This window comes from Thermococcus coalescens, assembly GCF_055392585.1.
Genome location: NZ_AP043764.1, coordinates 307,615 through 326,967, shown reverse-complemented (window position 1 = coordinate 326,967; position 19,353 = coordinate 307,615). Strand labels below are relative to the sequence as shown.

Below are 19,353 nucleotides of genomic sequence, written 5' to 3'. Positions count from 1 at the left end.
ACCACTCAGATGAATCTCTTCATGAAATCCAGTACCGCCAGGGCCCTATACGTGTTCTGGAAGTTTGAAATGCCCAGTTCCAGCGAACGCCTGAAGCCGCCGTTGGGGTTCTGGAGTGTCCGGATGAACCTTACGTGCCTCTTAGGACAGCTTGGCCTCTCTCCCTGCAGTTCCAGACCCCTCGTCGCGTAGAACGTCGGCTCAAGGTACGGTGGAAGGCTGTAGGGAACCTCCGTGAACCCGCCCCAGTCGCCGCAGAGCTCGCAGTTTCTAAAGTGGGGGCTCTTTGGCGGCCTGTATCCAAGGGCGTTCAGGGTATAGAGCGCCTGATACGTCATCGTTGTCGTTGGTTGCTTCACCCCGAACCCGTTCCCGTTCCTGAAGCGCATTACGAATTCCCTTATTTTCTCCCTTGTTTCACTGTCAAAGCGGTAGCCTATGGCCTTAAATGCCTTGACGACCCAGTACGTTGCCTCCAGCGGTGTTGCCGTTCCAAACTCCTCGCTCCCGCCCAGACCCACGGCGAACCTGTCCTCCAGGGGGCTGTACTTGGTAAAGATTATGTCCACATGCTTCATCGCCACGTCCTTTGCACCGAGGATCGCCAGACCTTCCATGGCCATGGCTATCGCAACGACCGCCGTCTGGGGCTGTATTGCGTTTTCAAAGAATTCGATGGTCTTTTCCTTCTCTGGAACCTCCAGACCCAGGAGATTGTGGATTTTTACGGCGTAATACGTGTCGTTGACGTTGGTGTCGTTGAGGACACTGACAAAACAGTATCCTCCGTCCTCATGGCGCCTCTCCTCTGTATACCTGATGATGAGATCAACGTTAACGAACCTTCCAATTTCATAAAGCTTCGAGCCCATTCTACCGCCTCCCCAAGTTTTTGACGGAGAACAGGCGTCATCAGCCCTTGGCGGGCGGTTCGGCTCGAAGCCCGGGCGGACGCCATCGCCCGAAAGACCATCTGAAAGACGTTTAAAAACGTTTGTGGTGCAATTACCTAATAACCTAAAAATTTAATAAGCATAAAACGGCCTTTCATTTGTGATGAAATCATGGAATTCATAGCCTTCACCTACGCTGGAAACTTCGTGAAGGAGGAGGTAATAAAGGAAGTTGTGTTCACCGTATTTGATGAGGCGAATCGTTTCTTTGAGGAGAACGGCCTTCCGCTCAGGTTTCTCTACATCGGAAAGCTAAAGCTGGAGCCCGGCTACCTGATAAACATATACACCTCCAGGGGGAAGATACGGGCTTATCCCATCGAAGTCCTTGTGGAGGTTCTCCACGCCAAGCTCCTCAACGAGATAGAGGAGAGGCCGAACATAAAGATGAACAAGATATTCGCCCTGACCACGTTCCCTCTCGTCTCCCGCAATCCGTATTTTGACTTCTACGAGAAGTTCTTGGGGATACACGAGACCCTGATCGGGTTGAGGGTAATGGTCCTGTCAATGAAGCCCTTCGAACCGCCGAAACTCTCCGGATTCCTGAAAAGGGCTGATGAGGAGGGTGTATCTGAAGAAGAAAAGGCCCGCATAAAAGGGGAGCTTGAGCTCTTCAAGAACCGCCTTCTCAAGGGTGTCCTCCACGAGGTTGGCCACAGCTTCGACCTCGGCCACTGCTCAAACCAGTGCGTCATGAACTCCCCATCAACGATGGAAGAATGGGACTCCAGAATGCTCGGCTACTGCGATTCCTGCTTTATCAGCCTCAAGAGGGCAGTCGAGTGGTCCGAACGCAGTCCCCGGAGGGAGTAGGGTAAAAAGTTTTAGGCCCTTGGGCGTTAGTTCACACTGATGTGGCTCGGCCGTGTTTCCAGGTGGGAAGAGGAAGGAGCAAGGGGGGCGCTGCCACGCTACTTCTCGATTCTTGAGGGGACGGAAGAGCCGGTCTTTTCCATAACAAAACGGGTTGAGGTCAGGTTTGAAGATAATCTCCCGCTTGATGAGCTGTGGAACCTCCATGCCGAGGGGATGGAGAGGTTAAGGGAAAACGACCTGAGGGAGAAACCGGAGAAAAACCTCCTGGAGCTCAAGGCGCTAATCGCCAGCAGGATCCTGGAATCCTGCACGCTGTGCGAGATAAAGTGCCACGTGAACAGGAGGGAGCACATTGGCTACTGCCGCGTGGGCGAGAGCCTCGTGGCGAGCGACTTCCTTCACTACGGTGAAGAACCGGAGCTCGTACCTTCCTACACTGTCTTCTTCTCCGGCTGCAACTTCCGCTGCGTCTTCTGCCAGAACTGGGACATAAGTCAGTACCGCGTCGGGATCGAGCACGTCCCCGAGTTTATGGCGCTGAAGATCGAGGAGGCGTTCAGGAGGGGAGCCAAGAACGTCAACTTCGTCGGCGGTGAACCGACGCCGAATCTACCTTTCATCATTGAGACTTTGAGGCACGTCAGCGTCCGGATCCCTGTCGTCTGGAACTCCAACATGTACATGAGCGAGGATGCCATGAGGCTCCTCGACGGCATTGTTGACGTTTATCTGGCCGACTTTAAATGGGGAAACGACGGGTGTGCCTTGAGGTATTCCAAGATTCCCCGCTACTGGGAGGTCGTTACTAGAAACTTCCTCCTTGCCGCGGAGCACTTTGGGGCTGAGTTCATCATAAGGCATCTGGTCCTTCCGGGCCATCTTGAATGCTGCACGCGGCCAGTGCTGGGGTGGATAGTGGAAAATCTCGGAAAAGACGTCAGGGTAAACGTCATGTTCCAGTACCGGCCGGAATACCGGGCTGGAGAATATCCGGAGATCAGTAGGGTGCTGGAGGGCAAAGAAAAGCGAAAAGCGGCTCGAATCGTCGAGGAACTTGGTTTCAGAAACGCCCTCGTTGGCTAGCCACCAGCTCTGGCAAGTCTCAGGGTTTTCATAAAGCGTTGGATCTCATCCTCCGTCCCCTCGATGAGGACACTCCATCGCGGCATGCCGTGGAACGGTTCCGTCTCTTCCACGCTGATGAAAACCCTAGCCCCTGACTTTCTGAGTATCTCCCCTAGCTCCCTCGGGGGAATTGCGGTTGTTATCTGCAGCCTCATACTCTAAACTCGACACGGTCGGTTTTATTATTTCCGGAACCGCAAAGTTTATAAAGGATTGTACATATGTAATATTGCAATTACACATGCAGAGGTGATGTGACATGAAGAAGTTGCTGGCTGGATTTATGGCATTGGCCGTGTTCGGCCTTGTATTTGGGGCCGTTGCGGCCTATCAGGGCACTCCGGGGCCGAACCCGGAGGTTGAGAGAAGCGCCACGCCAATGGCCTACGCCATGGGTATGGGTCATGGAAACTGTGCCATGATGGCCGGGGAAGGCACTCCCTACATGGGGCTCGGTGTTAAGTCCGCCAACCTAACCGAAGTCAGCGTTGACCCCGCCGAGGTAACCGACTACCTCGCCCAGGTTTCAATTGAGGAGTTCACGAACAACCGCGGCATAACCGTCCAGAAACTCGTCTACGACGGCGACTACGTTGGAAAGGTCGTTGGTGACTACAACCTCGGCGAGCTGGACGTTTATGCCGCCTACGAGACCCTACATGGGGTTAAGGTCTTCCTGGCCTATGATGGCAGCATAGTGGGCTTCGTTCTTATGAAGTGAGCCCGCTGCCTCCTTCACTTTTTGTTTTTAAGTCTGAAAATGCATCTCCTATGAACTGCCGACCAGCCTTTTCGCTTCCTCCAGAACCTTTGACGCGTGCCCTTTTGCCCGGACGTTGAGCTTCTTCCAGACAACTTCGCCCTTTGGGTTGAATATGAACGTGCTCCTTATCACTCCCTCGTACTCTCTCCCGTAGCGCTTTTTCCTACCCCAGGCACCGAGGGCTTTTATGAGCTCTGCCCCGGGGTCGCTGAGCAGCCGGATTCTTAGGCCGTGCTTCTCCTTGAATTTTACATGGCTCTCCACAGAGTCCTTTGAAACGCCGATAACCTGAAAGCCCAGCTTTTCGAACTCTGGGAGGAGCTCCGTGAACTCTTTTGCTTCCGTTGTGCAGCCGGGGGTGTTGTCCTTGGGGTAGACGTAGAGAACGGTCCATCTCCCGAGGACAGCATCTTTAAGACTTATCTCTTTTCCGTTCTCATCGAAGGCCCTGACCTCCAGCGGGTTCATACGACCACCGAATTAATTAGGGTAACCTAATTCATAAACGTTTCGGGTGGGATAAGGTTATTTAGGAGTTAGTCTGAATTGTACTTCCAGGTGGGAACATGAGGCTGCCATCTCACAAGACCAAGATCATAGCCACTATAGGCCCCTCATCCCTCAAGAGGAAGACCATAGAGGCCATGGTGAAGGCGGGAATGAGCGTCGCGCGCATAAACTTCGCCCACGGAGACCTCGAACAGCACGCCAGAACCGTCGAGCTTGTGAGGAGTGTCTCGGAGAGGCTCAACCGCCCCGTTGCTATTCTTGGGGACCTCCCGGGCGTTAAAATCCGCGTCGGTGAGATGGCCAACGGCTCCGTGACGCTCCGCCGCTGGCAGACGGTGACGCTGACGACGAGGGACGTTGTGGGCAACGAGGGGATCATACCGGTTCAGTTCAAGGACTTTCCCAAGATGGTTTCCAAGGGTGATGTCATATACCTCAGCGATGGGTTCATAGCGCTCCGGGTTGAGGAGGTCAGGGATACCGACGTGGTCTGCAAGGTTCTCGCCGGCGGAACGCTCTTCTCCCACAAGGGAATAAACGTCCCGAAGGCCCGTGTTGCCATAGACGCCGTCACTGACAGGGATCTGGGGTTCATAGAGTTCGCCATCGAGCACGGGGTGGATGCGATAGGCATAAGCTTCGTGGGTTCCGCATATGACGTCATTAAAGTCAGGAGGTTTGTCGAGGAGAAGGGAGGCAACGCCTTCATAATAGCCAAGATCGAGAGGCCCGACGCGGTTAGGAACTTTGACGACATACTCTGTGCCGCCGACGGGATAATGATAGCCCGCGGGGACCTTGGAGTTGAGATGCCCATTGAAAAGCTCCCGGTCCTTCAGAAGAAGCTGATACACAAGGCTAACATTGCAGGAAAGCCCGTGATAACCGCCACTCAGATGCTTGAAAGCATGACCGAGGAGAAGCTCCCCACGAGGGCGGAAGTTACGGATGTCGCCAACGCCATCCTCGACGGTACCGATGCAGTCATGCTCTCCGAGGAGACCGCCGTCGGAAAGTATCCAGTGGACACGGTTAGGATGATGGCCAAGATCGCAAAGACCACAGAGGCATACATGGACTCCCAGTGGTCCACCAGGGTAATGGAATGGAAGATGAAGGGCTGGAGCGAGAAGGGCCCCAAGAAGGGCACGATAAAGGACACCATAGCCAAGAGCATAATAGAGGCCCTGGACTCAATAGATATCAAATACATCCTCACTCCGACGAGAACCGGGGAGACTGCCCGACTGATATCGCGCTTCAGGCCCAAGCAGTGGGTTCTGGCCTTCGTAACTGACGGCTGGGTCGGCAACACCCTGATGTTCTCTTACGGGGTCTACCCCTTCGTCGTCGAGGAGACGAGCGAGGAGGAGATACTGAGGACCATCAGGGGCCTTGGCCTGGTTAAGGAGAACGACACCGTCCTCCTCACCAAGGGGACGCCCATAGGCAAGACCGTCGGAACGAACACCATCAGGATATTCATGGTCTGATGCATTTTCTGTGTTCTTTTTCCTAGTTTCAGGCTGACCCAGCGTCCGGGGGTTCTGGGGGCTGGCCAGGCCCGCTGGAAGAAAACACGCCGCCATTACTGACGAATCTGTTCACGAAATCTCTGAGACGCCTCTCCGGTACAAACAGTCTGATCCGTAGGTAGCTCCCCCAATCATCATGGACGATCCGAATCTCGGACTTGGAGTGAGCTAAAAGTTCTCTGAGGGCGTCGCTGTGTTCTGTTCCTAGTTGCCGTAGACGTTCACCTCAAAAATATGGGCCCCTTCGGGGTCCTGCCCCACATACCACAGCACTTCTCCCAAAACGATACCTACTTTTTTCATGGTGACCACCTGGCTTAATGATACCTGTGGATATTTAATCCATTGTGTTCCATTATTTCATGACACTTGTTTCCACAAGGATATTTTTGCATCTCTTGTCTTACGCAAATATTTAAAGAATATTCAATTTATAAGATTTTTCTGGCATTGATTGTGAAAAATGCATCAGCGAGTGGCCGGGACAACCTTAAAAGCCTCACTACAAAGGCTGTGCCATGAGGACGTTTATAGTCAAAGCCAACAAAGCTCATACCGCCCCCGACTTCAATCTCAAGGATCTCCCGGGAACGAGCGGCAGAATAGACCTCCTGTGCAGGGCTCTCAACTCAGCTTTCCTCCTCTCCTACGGCTTCAGAAAAAACGTCAGGGTGTGGCTGAGCCTCTACGGCCCGCCGAACCCGCCCAAGGCAATAAGGTTCGAGGGAAGTGAGATAAAGCCGAAGACCCTCAACCCCGATGAGCTCAGCACCGCCAAGCTGATAATTCGTGCGCTTAAAGCTTCCGAGGGCCTGAGGGAACCGAGCAAAGAGGTCCAGGTTCTGCCCGGCATCTACGTGAGCAACATGACCTTCGAGGACATCGTTAGAAGAACGCTCAAGGGTTCCGCCCTCTACTACCTCCGCGAGGAGGGGAAGCCGATAACCGGCGAGAGTTTCCCTCAGAACGTTGCCTTCGTCCTTGGCGATCATGAGGGGCTGAGGGAAGAAGACGAGGCCTTCCTTGATGGAATAGCACAAAAAATAAGCGTTGGGAGGAAGAGCTACCTGGCATCCCACGTGATTGCCTACGTAAACATTTTCCTCGATTCCCTCACTCCTCCGCCCTGAGCTTCAGTGAGGTGTGCTCCTGCTTGAGCTCCTCCAGCTTCTCAAGTATCTTTTCGCTGGTCTCCCTGAGCTGCAGTGCCAGCTCTTCAAGCTCCTTTATCTGCTCTTCCAGCGCCCTCTCGCGCTCCTCGATTTCCTCCATCGCCATTGCGAGCTTCTCCTCCTCGCTCTTCCTGTAGACTTCGATGCTCAGTCCCTCGTAGTCCCACTTGATGGTTCCATCTTCGATCCTGAACGGCACGGTTATCCTGATGACATCGCTCTTCTCAACGCCGAGCTCCTGGAGCTTCTCGAAGATTTTCTGGTTCAGCTCCCCCGCCGCCCTGACGACCTCCCTCGGGTCAACTTTCTTCCGCGTCAGTGCGAAGAGAACGCGTCTCACCTTGTAGGCGTAACCGGAGGCACGGACAAAGCCGGTACTCAGCCTCATGGCCACCACCATAAGTGTTTTATCCTTTGGGAAATAAATAACTAGCGGTGAGAAAAATGAACATCCTGATATTTGGCCCTCCCGGAAGCGGCAAGTCCACTCACTCCAGAACAATAACCGAGCGCTATGGTCTGACGTACGTCTCCTCTGGAGACATGATACGTGCTGAAATCGAACGTGGAAGCTCCCTCGGCAGGGAACTGGAGCGGTACCTTGCGCGGGGAGACCTGATACCGGACACGGTTGTCAACACACTGATAATCTCGCGGCTGAGGCGTGACAGGAGAAACTTCATCATAGACGGCTATCCAAGAACTGCGGAACAGGTTCTGGCCCTTGAGAACTACCTCTACGACCACGGCATGAGCATAGACGTCGCTATGGAGATATCCATCTCCAAGGAGGAGAGCGTTGAGAGAATCTCGGGAAGAAGAATCTGCTCCAAGTGCGGCGCGGTCTATCATCTCAGATACCGCCCTCCAAAGGTTCCGGGAAAGTGCGACGTCTGCGGCGGAAGACTCGTGCAGAGGGAAGACGACAGACCGGAGATAGTTGGAAGACGCTACGACCTCTACATAAGAAACATGGAGCCGATAATCAAGTTCTACAAGAAACAGGGCGTGTATGTAAGAATAGACGGACACGGCGGTATAAACGAGGTCTGGGAGAGGATAAGGCCCCTCCTGGATTATATCAGGAATCGGGAGTCCCTTTCCCGAGGAGGGCCATGAGCTCCCTGACTTCCTCACTCTGGGCGAGTTCCTCGGCTTCTTTCTCTATCTCAACCTTTCTTTTGAGAATCGAGGCCAGAGCCTTGTCCTCCGGGTCTATGATTTTGACCTCAAGCGGAAAGATCCTCCTGGTTAGGGTTTTGATGTATGTCCCCGCCTTGTATCTAATTTTCTTTTCAAGCTCGCCCTTTTCCTCCGGGGAAAGAAGACGGTCCGTTCTCAGGACTATCGTTAGCACGTGGGGCTCCTCGAAGGGCACCGTTACCGCAAGGGCTGAGAACTCCACGTTCCACTCCCTCAGGGTTATTACGAGTCCTTTTCCAAGGCGTTCCAGGGCTTCCTTTATTTTTTCCGGTCCATTGACGATCAGCTTCGGGGTCTTTTCGGGGCGGGCCTCCTCGGATCCTTCGTCGACCACCTTGAACCCCGAGATTGAAAACCTCACCCCGTAGACCCTACCGAGGGTCTCCGTGGCGTCCGATGCCAGCTTTTCCAGAAGGCCATAGACAAAAGGGTCGACTTCCATTGAGAGAAACCTCCGGAGCCCCCGAACCTTTAGAAGGAAGACAAGGTTCAGCACCCTCTCCTCGGGATGAACCAAAACTGTAAGCTCCTCCAATGACGCCCCAAAGACCTCTACGGCCTCTCTAATCCTCCCCGCAAAGAGCTTATCGATAATCGGGTAGTATTCAGGTGGATTGACGTTCAGCAATCTCAACACTCCGTAACGAAACTACGGCGAAATCACTTTAAGGGTTTCTCATCAATTAATACCGGTGATTCTTTATGAGAGTCAAATTTTATGCAACCTTCAGGGAGCTCATAGGGAGGAAGGAAGTGGAAGTTCACGGGGTGAAAACGGTTCGCGAGCTTATAGAATACCTGGCCGAACACTACAGCCCGGAAATCAGAAAACAGCTCCTGGAAACGGAGCGTGTCGCGGAAGGGAAGCCCGTTGATGGTATGATCCTTGTTAACGGCCACAACGTGCTCCACCTGAAGGGGCTCGATACTGAGCTTAAAGACGACGATGAGGTTCATATATTCCCTCCGGCCGGTGGTGGGTGATGGCGGTTGCCGAGATATGCCTCTTTCCACTCGGGACGGAGAGCCCAAGCGTCGGGAAATACCTTGAGCCTGTCATGGACGTTATAAGGGAGAGTGGACTGAAGCACCGGCTCTGCCCGATGGGTACGGTCGTTGAGGGCCCGGTGGAGGAAATTCTTGAGCTGGTAAAGGCCTGCCGCGAGGCTATCATCAAAGCCGGGGCAAAGAGGGTCGTCATAAGCCTCAGGATAGACGATAGGATCGACAAGCCCCTGACGATCGAGGGCAAGATGAGGGTGTAAGATGGCGGAGTACTTCGACAGAATAGCCGGCAGGTACGATGCCTGGTACAGAACAAAAACCGGGAGGTACGTTGACAGAATTGAGAAGTGGCTCGTTTTCTCCATGCTGCAGTCGAAATCGGGGAAAGCCCTCGACCTCGGCTGTGGGACGGGCAACTACACCCTTGAGCTGAAGAGGAGGGGCTTCGACGTGATCGGTCTGGATGCCAGCGAGGGCATGCTCAAGGTGGCCCGCTCCAAGGGGCTGAACTGCATAAAGGGCGACGCCTACAGTCTGCCCTTTCCCGACCGGAGCTTTGATCTGGTTCTCAGTGTCACGATGTTTGAGTTTATTTACGAGCCCGGGAGGGTCGTGGCGGAGATAAACCGTGTCCTGAGGCCGGGAGGCGAGGTTCTTATAGCGACGATGAACGGGCGGAGCGCCTGGTTCGTCTTCAAAAGACTTAAGAGCCTGTTCGTGGAGACCGCTTACAGGTACGCTCGCTTCTATACTCCCGGGGAGCTTGAAGACCTGCTCAGGAATGCCGGCTTTACCGATGTCCGGAGCGGTGGGGTGATATTCTTCCCGTCTTTCTGGCCGTTCCACGGCCTTGCCGAGAGCCTCGACAAAAAGCTTCACAACCGTTGCAAGGGCATCGCGGCTTTTATAGCGGTCAGGGGCGTGAAGCCTTGAAAAAGATACGCCTGGTGACCCGGGAGGAGGCCTGGGAGAGGGCGAATAGAATAAAAAAGGAGTACGAGGCGATTTACGGCATCGAGTTCGAACTTGAAGCGGCGTTTATACCGCTCTGCAGTATCGTGCCCACCCAGGCGGCGCTGAGTGAGGTCAAACTTCTGGTTGTTCTCCAGGAGATAAAGCACGGCTACAACGCTCCCATCATAGTCATACCCTACGGGGGCAGGTACTACCTCATAGACGGTCACCACAGGGCTTTTGCCCTGAAGAAACTGGGCTTTGACGAGGTTGAGGCCATCATCATCAGGCCAAGGGGAGAATTCGTCCCGGGCGTTATCAAAACAACAGAAAAAGAGGGGCTAAAAAGACTCGAAGACATGAAAATAGTGAGGGATTAACCCTCCCATATCACGTACTCCTTCTTTGTTATGAAGACAGGTTCTATCCTCTTCCTGACGATGACTACCTTGTCCTCACCGTACTTCTGGTAGAGCTTCTGGATGTATGTATCAAAGACTCCCTGTGGCATCGAAGCTTGGACGGTTATCTCGTTGTCCCCAGGGGCGACGCTTATGCCCTCCTTGACCGGAACGTAGGTTATGATGTCCTGGTGGGGCTCGAGGTAGAACTTCTCCTGGTAGATGTCCTTTCCGTTAGGCGCGATGTAATATACGACGCTCGCCCTAAGGTAGAGGTCAACAGTGCGCTCCTCTCTGAACGCGGCGGTGAGTTTGAGCTCCCCGCTCTCCCCTTCATCGAGAACGTAGCTGGGGTCGACGTTATTGCCATTGACGTAAACTGGCCCATCGAGGACCCCAACCGGCCCGTCCTGAACGAGGATGAAGCGGTACTTGGTGGCGTTTGGGACGGTCAGGTTGAGCTCGATGGGTGTCTCGTTGAGGTGGTTCATGTTGATGCCTTCGGCTAGGATCTCCCTCTTTACCAGCACGCTGCCGTTGTAGGCTTCAAAGATGAGCGTCGCGTCTTTGACGTCCCTTCCAAAGGCCGATATCCAGAGCCTCAGCTTTTGCTCTCCCAGCGGAAGCTTTCCACCGCCGAGGGTGCTGTAGAAGGCTTTCCATGTTCCGTTCTCAAATTTGTCAATCCTGTAAACCGCGAAGGGTCTGAACTCGTAAGTTGAAACGCCTCCATCCCGGTGGACAGGTTTGAAATTGGCAAAGAGCATCTGGGCGTCCCACGGCTCGAATGAGAAGGGTATCTGGAACGCCAGCCTCACGAAGTTGCTGAAGGCTATTTTCTGGTAGGCCAGAAGCCCGTAACCCTGGAAGATGTAGAGAACGTATGGTATATCGCCCCTGCCCTGTATGACCTGCCCCTTGGTGAGGTCTATCGTGAGCACCGGCTGATAGGAGTATTTCCCGGTGTTTATGTAAACCACAGTCTTTCCGCTCTCGTTGGCGTACTGAATATACTGGGCAGGGATGACCTGGAACATCGGGTTGCTCCTGTACTCGCCGTAGGTTATCGCACCGCCGAGGTAGCTTATGGCGTTGAACTTGTATATGTCCTGCTGCCAGACTATCATGTAGTTCAGCTCCCAGGCCTCGAAGTCCTGCTCGCTCTCGTTGCCGTAGTGGGAGAAGAAGTCCGCCACGATGTAACGCCTGTCGTAGGCGTGACCTCCATCCGTTGCCGAGCGTCTGTGGCTGAGGAGGCTGGACTCAATCCAGTAGCCGTAGTCCCACCAGCTCGTGGCGCTGTCGAGGGGGTTGCTGTTCTCCTTGAGCCAGTTGAGGGAGTTGACCCACTCTGCCGGAACTGAGCCCTGGCCCTTTGCGGTGTTCGTGGCTATGCTATTCATGTACTGGGCCCCGATAATCGGTAGCGGCAGGAACAGGAGCATCAGGAGAACTGCATAGAGTGCCTTGGTGGTCATGCTCTCCTTCATTTCCTCGACGAAGAGGAATATTTCCCCTATGGCGACTCCCGCCAGGAGCAGTATAGCCCCCGAGGCCTGGAACACGAAACGAACCGCGTTGAAGAGCAGGTAGAGGGAGCCGATGTAGTAGGTGACCAGGAATATCTCTTTGTGGCCGGTCAGGTCGTTTTTGGTAAGCTTCCTGACGAACCTCGCGGCGACTATGATGAACCCCACCGCGGAGAGGATGAATATTATTGCGTCCTTGGTCTTGACGCTGTAGTATGCGGTTATAGTGTTCCAATCGGTCTTCGCAAGCTCCGCAACCGTCTGGTAAAGTGGGTTGGACTGGTAGGCGGCACCCATAAACTTCAGGAGATCCCTTCCGAAGTAGCCGTAGAACGCCAGGAAGCCGACGATGGCTATGGCGAGTATCGTCCCGAACCTGTGCTTCTTATCTGAGTAGTTCAGTCCCATCCTCTCGCCGTATAGCATGACCGCCGCTAGGATGGAGAGGGCCATGAACGCCTCAATAGCAAAAATGAGAAAGCCTCTGATGCCAATGAAGCCGGTGTAGGAGATGGCTATTCCAAGGATCAGCGAGAGGCCGTAGATCGTGAAAAAGTCCCTCACAAAGCTCCTTAGGGAGTCGAGCATCCCGAAGGTGAAGAACACCACTATGGTTATGCCCGCCACCAGGAGGAGTATTCCGACACCGAACGTGCTCCCTGTCCATACCGCCATGTAGAGGACGCTGGTCAGCAGGAACAGGGCCCCGGAGAGTGTTTTCTTCAGGTTCCATTCCTTCTCATCGAGGTACACCATGAGGAGGAACACTGCATAGATGAAGAACATCATGAAGGGGCCTTCACCACGGTTGTTGCCGGAGTATGTCTTGCTGAAGTTGGCGTAGGAGAACATCATGAACGCCGCCGCCCAGAGGCCGGCCCAGTTGGAGTGGAGCTTCTTTCCGAGAAGGTAGACTCCTATGATGGTCATTGCTCCCACGAACGGCGGCCAGAGTTTGAACGCCCCCAGCTGGTCGTAGCCAAATACGGAGACTATCTTATAGAATATGGCCTGGACTGTGTAGAGGCCCAGGTAACCGCCCGCCTTTATTCCAGTGGGAGGGTCAGCGTAGGCAAAGTATTTGGGAATCCACTCGTTGATGGCTATCCTGTACATCTCGTAGTGGAAGAAGGTGTCCGGGTCGAGGAAGGTCTTGTAGTTCGAGGTGATGTTCCTTATCCTGAAGCCAACGTAGGCCAGCATGAGGACTATCAGGGGGAGGCCGTAGGCCTTGAACTTCTGATAGTACTCGGGGAGGGAAGTCTTTTCCCCTTTTTTCTTTCGTTTCTCTTTAATTTTCGTTTTTACCATCCAAACCACCTCATTCAACGGTGACCGATTTGGCCAGGTTTCTCGGCTTGTCGGGGTCGTTGCCCCTCAGGACAGCCAGATGATAAGCGAGTATCTGGAGCGGAACAACGTAAACTATCGGAGTGAGAAGCTCGTCCATTTCTGGCATTTTGATGAAGACGTCGGAGATCCTCTCCAGTTCATTCCTGTCCCCGATGCTTATTATATACGCCCCCCTCGCGCGGGACTCCTCTATGTTGCCCACCATCTTGTCAAAGGTCTTTCCGTCCGGTGCTATTGCAACCACTGGGACGCCATCCTCAAGAAGTGCCAGGGGGCCGTGCTTCAGCTCGCCCGCGCTTAGACCTTCCGCGTGGATGTAGCTTATCTCCTTGAGCTTGAGTGCTCCCTCAAGGGCCGTTGGGACGCTTATGCCCCTGCCGATGTAGAAGAAGTCCCGCTTTTTCCTGAGCTCCTCGGCCAGCTCCTTCAGTGACCCATCATGCCTGAGGGCGTCCTCTACAAGTTCTGGGACTGTGTTAAGCTCCCTCTCCAGCCTTTCGAGGTATTCCTCCCCGACGGTTCCAAGGATCCTCGCAAGTTCGATGGCGAGCATCGTGAGAACCGTCAGCTGGGTCGTGTAGGTTTTGGTGGCGGCGACGCCTATCTCCGGCCCGGCGTGTGTATACAGGGTGAGGTCAGCTATTCTGGTCGCCATGCTCCCGACAACGTTGACTATCGCGAGAACCTTCGCCCCTTTCCTCCTGGCCAGCTTCATAGCCGCTAGGGTATCGGCGGTCTCCCCGCTCTGGGTTATGGCTATCACGAGGGTATCCTCGTCCACCAGATCCTCGAACTCATAGCGGAACTCGCTGGCGTCCTCGACTATCGGGACCTTCCTGGCGAGCCTCTGGAAGAGATACTTGGCGACCAAACCGGCGTGATACGAGGTGCCCATGGCTATGATGAATATCTTCTCATATTTGGCCACCTCCTCTGCTATCGAACGGATTATCCCGGCATTCCCATGGAGGGCGTCCCTTATGGCCCTTGGCTGCTCGTATATCTCCTTGAGCATGAAGTGGGGGTAGCCGGCTTTTTCCGCCATCTCAAGGCTCCATTCTATCTCCTGGACTGGCTTTTCGACGATCTCCCCACTGTCGAGGTTCTTAACGACCCAAAAGTCCTTTCCCACTACGGCGTACTCTCTGTCGTCCAGAAACACGACACGGTTCGTGTACTCAAGGAAGGCCGGAACGTCGCTCGCTCCAAAGTTCTCCCCTTCCCCGATTCCAAGGACGAGGGGGCTCTCGTTCCTCACGAAGTACAGCCTGTCAGGCTCTTCGGTGTATATTATGCCGAGGGCGAATGAGCCCCTGAGCCTGAGAAGGGCCCTCCTCATGGCCTCCTCAAAGGTGCCCCCTGATTTGAGCTCCTCCTCTATGAGATGGGCTATAACTTCGGTGTCCGTGTCGCTGTTAAAGCGGTGACCGCGTTTAAGAAGCTCCTCGCGGAGCTCGCGGTGGTTCTCGATTATGCCGTTGTGGACGAGGGCAATCCTGCCTGTGCAGTCCCTCTGGGGATGAGCGTTAATATCGTTCGGGACCCCATGGGTGGCCCAGCGGGTGTGTCCTATTCCCCTTTTGCCGGGCATTTCGAGAAAGCCGAGCTTCTCAGCGAGTTCGTCTATCCTTCCGGCTCCCTTCTTTATGTAAAGCCTCCCGCCCTCTTCCGTGACTATTCCCGCGGAGTCATACCCCCTGTATTCGAGCCTTTTGAGGCCCTTGACGATAATCTGGGAGGCCCTGCCGTCTCCGATATAGCCGATTATACCGCACATTACCTTCCACCTGCCTCTCTTACTCTTTCCCTAAATAAATGCCGGAAGTTAAAAGCGTTTCTCAACGGTGGTTTTCTGGTGGGTTCATATGGCCTTTGGTTCAACCCTCGATGGGAGGAAAAGCCTTTATACCCTGCCGTCTATCCACTCCGGGTGTGCCGATGAACAGGAAGCTCGACGAGTTCCTTGAGGCAGTCTCATCAAAAGCCCCGGGAGACTCTGATAACGGCGGGAGAAGAAAAAGAAAAAAGCGCCTGAAGGCCACCAGCCTGGAGTCTTTCCTCCCCGAGGAATATGTGAACTATTTCAAGGAACTCCGCATAGGGTCAAAGAAGATAAGAAACGCCAGGATAGAGGAGCTATAACCCCTCTGCTATTATCGCCAGCTTTCCGAACTGGAATACAAAGGCCCTTCTGTCTCCCTTCAGGTTCGCCTCTATCCTCCTCCTGACCTTCCAGTACTCCCCCTCCGGCACGCTTATCCTGAGAGTTGCCCTTCCAAAGCCTTCTCTCCTGAGAAAGTCGTTTATCCTGACCGGATGGAAGGGCACAACGCCCACAACGGTGTAGGTTCTCTTGAGGTACGGGCTCCTGATTTCCTCTTCTCCGGTTGCTAAAATGCGCCTCTTCTCGCGAAGGAGCATTTTAACATCTGAGTTTAAGGCGTGGAACAGCTCGTTTATTAAATCGGCGTAGTCAACGCTCTGGGGGATCTCATAGAGGTACTGGCCGGGCTTTTCCGTCCACTCGACTATGTTCTCCAGGTCAGGGGCGCTCTCAAGCCTCGCCCCGGCAGGAAGTGTAACGGCGCTCCTCTCGGCCCGCGCCAGGGGTTCGGTGTAAAAGGTCAGCCGGTTGAGTGCGCCGAAGAGGTCGATGTACTCGAACTCTCCCCTCCATGGAACCCTCTCGCGCCTCATCTGGGGCGGCAGGTCGAAGATAAAAGCGTCCGTTTTGGATCTGTACGCCCTATACACCTCCAGGGGGCTTGGCAGGAGGTCTTCCAGCCTCCTCTCGGGCATCTCCGGCGGGCGAGCTGGATCCGAAAATATTACCTCCGCGTCTATCCTCTCGACGGTGTCCCTGCTGAGCGAGTCGGCGTTTATGAACTCGATGTTGTCCACGCCGTACTTCTCGGCGTTTCTCCGCGCGAACTCGACTTTTAGGGGGTCGATATCGATCCCGTATGCCTTATCGACCTTCATCGCGTAGAAAATCAGCTGAATTCCGATTCCGCAGGAGACGTCTGCTATGCTTCTGACTCCGAGTTTTTCCAGGCGTTCGGCACGGTATCTGGCCACTGCCTCGTGGGTGGCGTAGCGGAGGCCCTCCAAGTCCATCCAGAGGTCACCGCGGGAGAACTTGTCCCCTGCCCTTATCCTGGCCCTCGCTATCTCGGCTATGAGCTTCCACTCCTCACCGAGCTTGGCTCGGAGCTTTCTCTCGTCGAGCCCCCTTCTTATCATGTCCACCGCGAGTTGAACCTGCTCCTCGGTTATCATCATGTTCGAACCTCGGGGAGAGGCTTAAAAACGTTGCCGCGCTAATCTATCCGGTGGTAAAATGGACTGGAAAAGGGTCCTCTTCATCGCGATTTCGGCCGTTATACTGATCGGTTCATTCTGGTATCTCTACGATTTCGCATCCCGCACCGACCTCAGGGACTACATCGGAGACGAGGTGTGGTACGTTCCCGCGAGCAGGAACGTCCTCCACAGGCTTGGCGTTGAGCTTCGCTACGTGAATGAAACGACGAATTCGGCCGGGATAAACGTTATCTTCTCAGACACGAGCACCCGAATAAAATACCAGTACGACGTTGAAAAGATAGCCCTCCGCTACAACGCAACCTACGAGAGGGAGTACCTCAAGTTTCCGGGCGTGTACTTTGAGATACCTGTGGGCAACTTGGAGGGCTTCCTCAATGCCCTGTCCGCAGAAATACCGGCGGATGCCTACTACGTAGTCCCCGGCTACAGGTATCCCGACAAGGAGAACATCCAGAACTACCTAAACACCGAGCACCCCTTCCTGGGGAAGGATCTCATAATGCTGGGCATGCTTGTCGAGGACGAGCCCATAAACTGGCGCCTGCCTGGAATATTCGCCTTCGTCCTGATAGGCGTTCTGGTCGTTCTCGCAACTTACAGGATAAGCGGCAGCTACCTCGCGGCGCTTATAGCCCTCATATTTACCGTCGCGGACCCAACGCTCGAAGCCACCGCCGTAACGGCCATGCTGGACATCCACGTGGCGCTCTTCGTGGCGCTGTTCACGACGTTGCTGGTCTATGAGCGGAGGAAGTCTTCCGCCTTTGCGGTGGGCCTTGCCGCCGCCGCCAAGCTCAGTGGGGCGTTCGGCTATCCCGTGCTCCTCGTAAGGGCTTTTAAGGGTGAACGGAAGCTGACGGGCTTCATCCTCACCATAGCAGTTATTCCCGCACTGGGATTCCTCATCCCAAACCTGGTGGCCGTAAGGGCGGTGGGATTCGAGCAATGGGTGGACGACATACTGGGCAGCTTCCGCTGGCACCTCTCAAATAAGGGCGGCCATCCTGCGGCCTCACCTGTCTGGGACTGGTTCATAAACAAGAAGGCCTTCCCCTTCCACTACAACCCCAACGTGTTCGCCCAGACAGACCCGTTCCTGCTCCTCAGCATGGTTCTGTTCATACTCGCCCTTCCCTGGCTCTACAGGAGGAGGGGAAAGCTGCTGATACCGTACGGTGTCTTCTGGAGCACCGTTGGGTTCTTTGTCCTCCAGTACATCCTCGGTGGAACGACCCAGTTCAGCTTCTACGCCACGGTTCTCGTCCCGCCGGCCGCTATCGTCATGGGCGTTGCGTTGAAGGAGCTCCTCCGGTGGGAGGCCTTCACTGACTCCCTCTGGCTGTACCTTGAGTGGTTGCTGGAAGTGAAGGACAGGATAAGGCTGAGGCTGAGCCGTTAGATTTTGTTCTTCCATGAGAGGAAATCTCTGTCCTTTTATGTTCTTTTATGCAAGACTAATACCACAAATCCCCAGAAGTTACGGGGGAGGGCAGCAGGAAGTTCCATGGGAAGCGGAAGAAGTCTCGAAGAGGCAGAGGAGAAATATCAAAAATTACCTGCCGGGAACGATCTCAATCACGTCAACTCCCTTGAAGTCATCATCGAGCGTCGCAAGCTTCTCACAGTGGTATTCAAGTGCCGTCGCGAGTATCCTCGCGTCGTGGGGGAGGAGAGAATAGTTGTGAACCAGCGTGGCGATGGCGAGCCAGTCCCTCGAATCAGAAACGAGGAGAATGTTTTTCGCCTCGATTAACGCAAAAATCGTTGAGATTATCTCAGAAGCACTCTTCCTGGACTCTTAATTTCTCCTGAGTAGCTTTTGACTCTCCACACGGAGGATACGCAGTATTCCCTCTCGGCGGGCTTCCGCATCAGAACGTAGAAGAGCTCATCGAAGTGAGAAACCTTGAACTCCTTGGCCTTTACTCCACCGTTTCGCTTATGCTGAGAAAGGGAGAGGTTGAGAAAGCGGAGAAGTTCTTGAAGAAGTCCCCCTGTTAGGCTTTCCCCTTCAGGAACTCCTCCAGGCTCGTCTGCCCCCTCTTCTTTTCCTTCGGCTTTCCCTCGGCCTTCAGCTTATCCTCTATCTTCCTCAGCGTCTTCCAGCTCCTCCGCACTATCGGTGGAAACTCGCCGTGCTCGCGGTAATAGCTCTCAAGAAACGCCCTCGTCCTCGGGTCGCTCGGGTATCCAGAACCTATTTCCCCGTACTGTTCTTTCAGCTTCTCAATAGCCCTGTCGCGGGTCACCTTCGCTATTATAGAGGCCGCCGAGACGGGCACGAACTTGTCGTCCGCCCTGTGCTCCGCTATTATCTCAGCCTTGAAGTTCAGCTTTGCCTTTATCTCCTCGCCGAAGCGGACTTCCTTGACGTCGGCGGCGTCGATATAGACAACGTCGGGTTTAACCTTGAGCGAGTTGAGGGTCTTGACGAAGTTCTCCACCTCGAATTCGTTGAGCGTCCCCGAGCGGGAGTCTATCTCCTCCGGCCATAATTCAAGAATTACATAATCGTCTAAAAGTACAATTATCTCATCAAACAGCCTCTCTCTCCTTTTTGGGGTTAACCTTTTGGAGTCCTTAACGCCGAGCTCTTCGAGTTTGGGAACGTTAGCTTCATCAACAACTACAGCGGCAATAACCATCGGCCCTATCACCGGCCCCCGACCTGCCTCATCGATTCCAGCGAGTTTTCTGCCCAAGG

At 54.3% G+C, this 19,353-nt stretch carries 22 protein-coding genes and 1 riboswitch; of the genes, 12 read left to right on the top strand and 10 right to left on the bottom strand.

What is annotated here, in order from left to right; all coding sequences use genetic code 11:
* Positions 1-5 precede the first annotated feature (5 nt).
* Positions 6-872, bottom strand: a complete 867-nt coding sequence (locus ACZ5M3_RS01855; protein WP_464840025.1) for a prenyltransferase/squalene oxidase repeat-containing protein — start codon at positions 870-872, stop codon at positions 6-8.
* Positions 873-896: 24 nt separating this feature from the next.
* Positions 897-971, bottom strand: a riboswitch (Fluoride riboswitch).
* A 93-nt stretch (positions 972-1,064) separates the two neighbouring features.
* Between ACZ5M3_RS01855 and ACZ5M3_RS01850 the strand changes: the two genes are divergently transcribed.
* Together ACZ5M3_RS01850 and ACZ5M3_RS01845 are read left to right on the top strand one after the other, a co-directional pair.
* Positions 1,065-1,769 (top strand): zinc metalloprotease, encoded by a 705-nt coding sequence (locus ACZ5M3_RS01850; RefSeq protein WP_464840024.1) that lies wholly within the window; start codon positions 1,065-1,067, stop codon positions 1,767-1,769.
* Between the two features lie 39 nt (positions 1,770-1,808).
* Entirely contained in the window at positions 1,809-2,855 is a 1,047-nt protein-coding gene (locus ACZ5M3_RS01845; protein ID WP_464840023.1) for a radical SAM protein, read from the top strand.
* Here the strand turns inward: ACZ5M3_RS01845 and ACZ5M3_RS01840 are convergent.
* Positions 2,852-3,052, bottom strand: coding sequence for a TIGR04140 family protein (locus tag ACZ5M3_RS01840; protein WP_464840022.1), 201 nt, complete (start codon positions 3,050-3,052; stop codon positions 2,852-2,854). The two genes, ACZ5M3_RS01845 and ACZ5M3_RS01840, sit on opposite strands and share 4 nt — an antisense overlap.
* 104 nt (positions 3,053-3,156) lie before the next feature.
* On the opposite strand from ACZ5M3_RS01840, the gene ACZ5M3_RS01835 reads away from it, so the two are divergent.
* Positions 3,157-3,618, top strand: coding sequence for a hypothetical protein (locus ACZ5M3_RS01835; protein WP_464840021.1), 462 nt, complete (start codon positions 3,157-3,159; stop codon positions 3,616-3,618).
* A 48-nt stretch (positions 3,619-3,666) separates the two neighbouring features.
* On the opposite strand, the gene ACZ5M3_RS01830 is transcribed toward ACZ5M3_RS01835, so the two are convergent.
* A complete protein-coding gene (locus ACZ5M3_RS01830; protein ID WP_464840020.1) occupies positions 3,667-4,128 on the bottom strand; it encodes a peroxiredoxin in 462 nt (153 codons plus the stop codon).
* A gap of 98 nt (positions 4,129-4,226) precedes the next feature.
* Here ACZ5M3_RS01830 and pyk point away from each other — a divergent pair, with 98 nt between their 5' ends.
* On the top strand, positions 4,227-5,663 hold the full coding sequence (pyk, locus tag ACZ5M3_RS01825) for a pyruvate kinase (protein ID WP_464840019.1): 1,437 nt from the start codon (positions 4,227-4,229) through the stop codon (positions 5,661-5,663).
* A gap of 560 nt (positions 5,664-6,223) precedes the next feature.
* Positions 6,224-6,835 carry a tRNA (pseudouridine(54)-N(1))-methyltransferase TrmY gene (gene trmY, locus ACZ5M3_RS01820; RefSeq protein WP_464840018.1) on the top strand — a complete coding sequence of 204 codons (612 nt, stop codon included), beginning with the start codon at positions 6,224-6,226 and terminating at the stop codon, positions 6,833-6,835.
* Here the strand turns inward: trmY and ACZ5M3_RS01815 are convergent.
* Positions 6,819-7,265 (bottom strand): single- stranded DNA-binding family protein, encoded by a 447-nt coding sequence (locus ACZ5M3_RS01815; RefSeq protein WP_297093025.1) that lies wholly within the window; start codon positions 7,263-7,265, stop codon positions 6,819-6,821. The two genes, trmY and ACZ5M3_RS01815, sit on opposite strands and share 17 nt — an antisense overlap.
* Before the next feature lie 56 nt (positions 7,266-7,321).
* Here ACZ5M3_RS01815 and ACZ5M3_RS01810 point away from each other — a divergent pair, with 56 nt between their 5' ends.
* Positions 7,322-7,996, top strand: a complete 675-nt coding sequence (locus ACZ5M3_RS01810) for an adenylate kinase (RefSeq protein WP_464841024.1) — start codon at positions 7,322-7,324, stop codon at positions 7,994-7,996.
* Here the strand turns inward: ACZ5M3_RS01810 and ACZ5M3_RS01805 are convergent.
* Positions 7,959-8,717: a hypothetical protein gene (locus ACZ5M3_RS01805; RefSeq protein ID WP_464840017.1), complete on the bottom strand. Its 759-nt coding sequence runs from the start codon at positions 8,715-8,717 to the stop codon at positions 7,959-7,961. The two genes, ACZ5M3_RS01810 and ACZ5M3_RS01805, sit on opposite strands and share 38 nt — an antisense overlap.
* 65 nt (positions 8,718-8,782) lie before the next feature.
* Here ACZ5M3_RS01805 and ACZ5M3_RS01800 point away from each other — a divergent pair, with 65 nt between their 5' ends.
* The 4 genes from ACZ5M3_RS01800 to ACZ5M3_RS01785 are packed head-to-tail and all read left to right on the top strand — an operon-like array spanning position 8,783 to position 10,419.
* A complete protein-coding gene (locus tag ACZ5M3_RS01800) occupies positions 8,783-9,064 on the top strand; it encodes a ubiquitin-like small modifier protein 1 (protein ID WP_464840016.1) in 282 nt (93 codons plus the stop codon).
* Positions 9,064-9,345 (top strand): MTH1187 family thiamine-binding protein, encoded by a 282-nt coding sequence (locus ACZ5M3_RS01795; protein ID WP_464840015.1) that lies wholly within the window; start codon positions 9,064-9,066, stop codon positions 9,343-9,345. Before ACZ5M3_RS01800 ends, ACZ5M3_RS01795 begins: the two co-directional genes overlap by 1 nt.
* Before the next feature lies 1 nt (position 9,346).
* Positions 9,347-10,018 carry a class I SAM-dependent methyltransferase gene (locus tag ACZ5M3_RS01790; RefSeq protein ID WP_464840014.1) on the top strand — a complete coding sequence of 224 codons (672 nt, stop codon included), beginning with the start codon at positions 9,347-9,349 and terminating at the stop codon, positions 10,016-10,018.
* On the top strand, positions 10,015-10,419 hold the full coding sequence (locus tag ACZ5M3_RS01785) for a ParB/RepB/Spo0J family partition protein (protein ID WP_464840013.1): 405 nt from the start codon (positions 10,015-10,017) through the stop codon (positions 10,417-10,419). Before ACZ5M3_RS01790 ends, ACZ5M3_RS01785 begins: the two co-directional genes overlap by 4 nt.
* Here ACZ5M3_RS01785 and ACZ5M3_RS01780 read toward each other — a convergent pair.
* Positions 10,416-13,280 (bottom strand): peptide transporter, encoded by a 2,865-nt coding sequence (locus tag ACZ5M3_RS01780; protein WP_464840012.1) that lies wholly within the window; start codon positions 13,278-13,280, stop codon positions 10,416-10,418. The two genes, ACZ5M3_RS01785 and ACZ5M3_RS01780, sit on opposite strands and share 4 nt — an antisense overlap.
* Positions 13,281-13,290: 10 nt before the next feature.
* On the bottom strand, positions 13,291-15,099 hold the full coding sequence (gene glmS / locus ACZ5M3_RS01775) for a glutamine--fructose-6-phosphate transaminase (isomerizing) (protein ID WP_464840011.1): 1,809 nt from the start codon (positions 15,097-15,099) through the stop codon (positions 13,291-13,293).
* Between the two features lie 161 nt (positions 15,100-15,260).
* Between glmS and ACZ5M3_RS01770 the strand changes: the two genes are divergently transcribed.
* Positions 15,261-15,464, top strand: coding sequence for a PCNA-inhibitor (locus ACZ5M3_RS01770; protein ID WP_464841023.1), 204 nt, complete (start codon positions 15,261-15,263; stop codon positions 15,462-15,464).
* On the opposite strand, the gene ACZ5M3_RS01765 is transcribed toward ACZ5M3_RS01770, so the two are convergent.
* A complete protein-coding gene (locus tag ACZ5M3_RS01765; protein ID WP_464840010.1) occupies positions 15,459-16,601 on the bottom strand; it encodes a methyltransferase domain-containing protein in 1,143 nt (380 codons plus the stop codon). The two genes, ACZ5M3_RS01770 and ACZ5M3_RS01765, sit on opposite strands and share 6 nt — an antisense overlap.
* 61 nt (positions 16,602-16,662) lie before the next feature.
* Between ACZ5M3_RS01765 and ACZ5M3_RS01760 the strand changes: the two genes are divergently transcribed.
* A complete protein-coding gene (locus tag ACZ5M3_RS01760; protein ID WP_464840009.1) occupies positions 16,663-18,048 on the top strand; it encodes a dolichyl-phosphate-mannose--protein mannosyltransferase in 1,386 nt (461 codons plus the stop codon).
* 153 nt (positions 18,049-18,201) lie between these two features.
* Here ACZ5M3_RS01760 and ACZ5M3_RS01755 read toward each other — a convergent pair whose 3' ends face one another.
* Positions 18,202-18,348, bottom strand: coding sequence for a PIN domain-containing protein (locus tag ACZ5M3_RS01755; RefSeq protein WP_464841022.1), 147 nt, complete (start codon positions 18,346-18,348; stop codon positions 18,202-18,204).
* A 298-nt stretch (positions 18,349-18,646) separates the two neighbouring features.
* Positions 18,647-19,294 carry a ribonuclease HII gene (gene rnhB / locus ACZ5M3_RS01750; RefSeq protein WP_464841021.1) on the bottom strand — a complete coding sequence of 216 codons (648 nt, stop codon included), beginning with the start codon at positions 19,292-19,294 and terminating at the stop codon, positions 18,647-18,649.
* Positions 19,295-19,353 lie beyond the last annotated feature (59 nt).

Excerpts from the sequence above, each read along its gene's own strand:
- ACZ5M3_RS01790 (WP_464840014.1), top strand. The coding sequence starts at position 9,347 with ATGGCGGAGTACTTCGACAGAATAGCCGGCAGGTACGATGCCTGGTAC.
- rnhB (WP_464841021.1), bottom strand. The coding sequence starts at position 19,294 with ATGGTTATTGCCGCTGTAGTTGTTGATGAAGCTAACGTTCCCAAACTC.
- ACZ5M3_RS01760 (WP_464840009.1), top strand. The coding sequence starts at position 16,663 with ATGGACTGGAAAAGGGTCCTCTTCATCGCGATTTCGGCCGTTATACTG.
- ACZ5M3_RS01810 (WP_464841024.1), top strand. The coding sequence starts at position 7,322 with ATGAACATCCTGATATTTGGCCCTCCCGGAAGCGGCAAGTCCACTCAC.
- ACZ5M3_RS01855 (WP_464840025.1), bottom strand. The coding sequence starts at position 872 with ATGGGCTCGAAGCTTTATGAAATTGGAAGGTTCGTTAACGTTGATCTC.
- ACZ5M3_RS01780 (WP_464840012.1), bottom strand. The coding sequence starts at position 13,280 with ATGGTAAAAACGAAAATTAAAGAGAAACGAAAGAAAAAAGGGGAAAAG.
- ACZ5M3_RS01835 (WP_464840021.1), top strand. The coding sequence starts at position 3,157 with ATGAAGAAGTTGCTGGCTGGATTTATGGCATTGGCCGTGTTCGGCCTT.
- pyk (WP_464840019.1), top strand. The coding sequence starts at position 4,227 with ATGAGGCTGCCATCTCACAAGACCAAGATCATAGCCACTATAGGCCCC.
- ACZ5M3_RS01850 (WP_464840024.1), top strand. The coding sequence starts at position 1,065 with ATGGAATTCATAGCCTTCACCTACGCTGGAAACTTCGTGAAGGAGGAG.
- ACZ5M3_RS01795 (WP_464840015.1), top strand. The coding sequence starts at position 9,064 with ATGGCGGTTGCCGAGATATGCCTCTTTCCACTCGGGACGGAGAGCCCA.
- ACZ5M3_RS01800 (WP_464840016.1), top strand. The coding sequence starts at position 8,783 with ATGAGAGTCAAATTTTATGCAACCTTCAGGGAGCTCATAGGGAGGAAG.
- ACZ5M3_RS01845 (WP_464840023.1), top strand. The coding sequence starts at position 1,809 with ATGTGGCTCGGCCGTGTTTCCAGGTGGGAAGAGGAAGGAGCAAGGGGG.
- glmS (WP_464840011.1), bottom strand. The coding sequence starts at position 15,099 with ATGTGCGGTATAATCGGCTATATCGGAGACGGCAGGGCCTCCCAGATT.
- ACZ5M3_RS01830 (WP_464840020.1), bottom strand. The coding sequence starts at position 4,128 with ATGAACCCGCTGGAGGTCAGGGCCTTCGATGAGAACGGAAAAGAGATA.
- ACZ5M3_RS01815 (WP_297093025.1), bottom strand. The coding sequence starts at position 7,265 with ATGAGGCTGAGTACCGGCTTTGTCCGTGCCTCCGGTTACGCCTACAAG.
- trmY (WP_464840018.1), top strand. The coding sequence starts at position 6,224 with ATGAGGACGTTTATAGTCAAAGCCAACAAAGCTCATACCGCCCCCGAC.
- ACZ5M3_RS01840 (WP_464840022.1), bottom strand. The coding sequence starts at position 3,052 with ATGAGGCTGCAGATAACAACCGCAATTCCCCCGAGGGAGCTAGGGGAG.
- ACZ5M3_RS01765 (WP_464840010.1), bottom strand. The coding sequence starts at position 16,601 with ATGATAACCGAGGAGCAGGTTCAACTCGCGGTGGACATGATAAGAAGG.
- ACZ5M3_RS01770 (WP_464841023.1), top strand. The coding sequence starts at position 15,261 with ATGAACAGGAAGCTCGACGAGTTCCTTGAGGCAGTCTCATCAAAAGCC.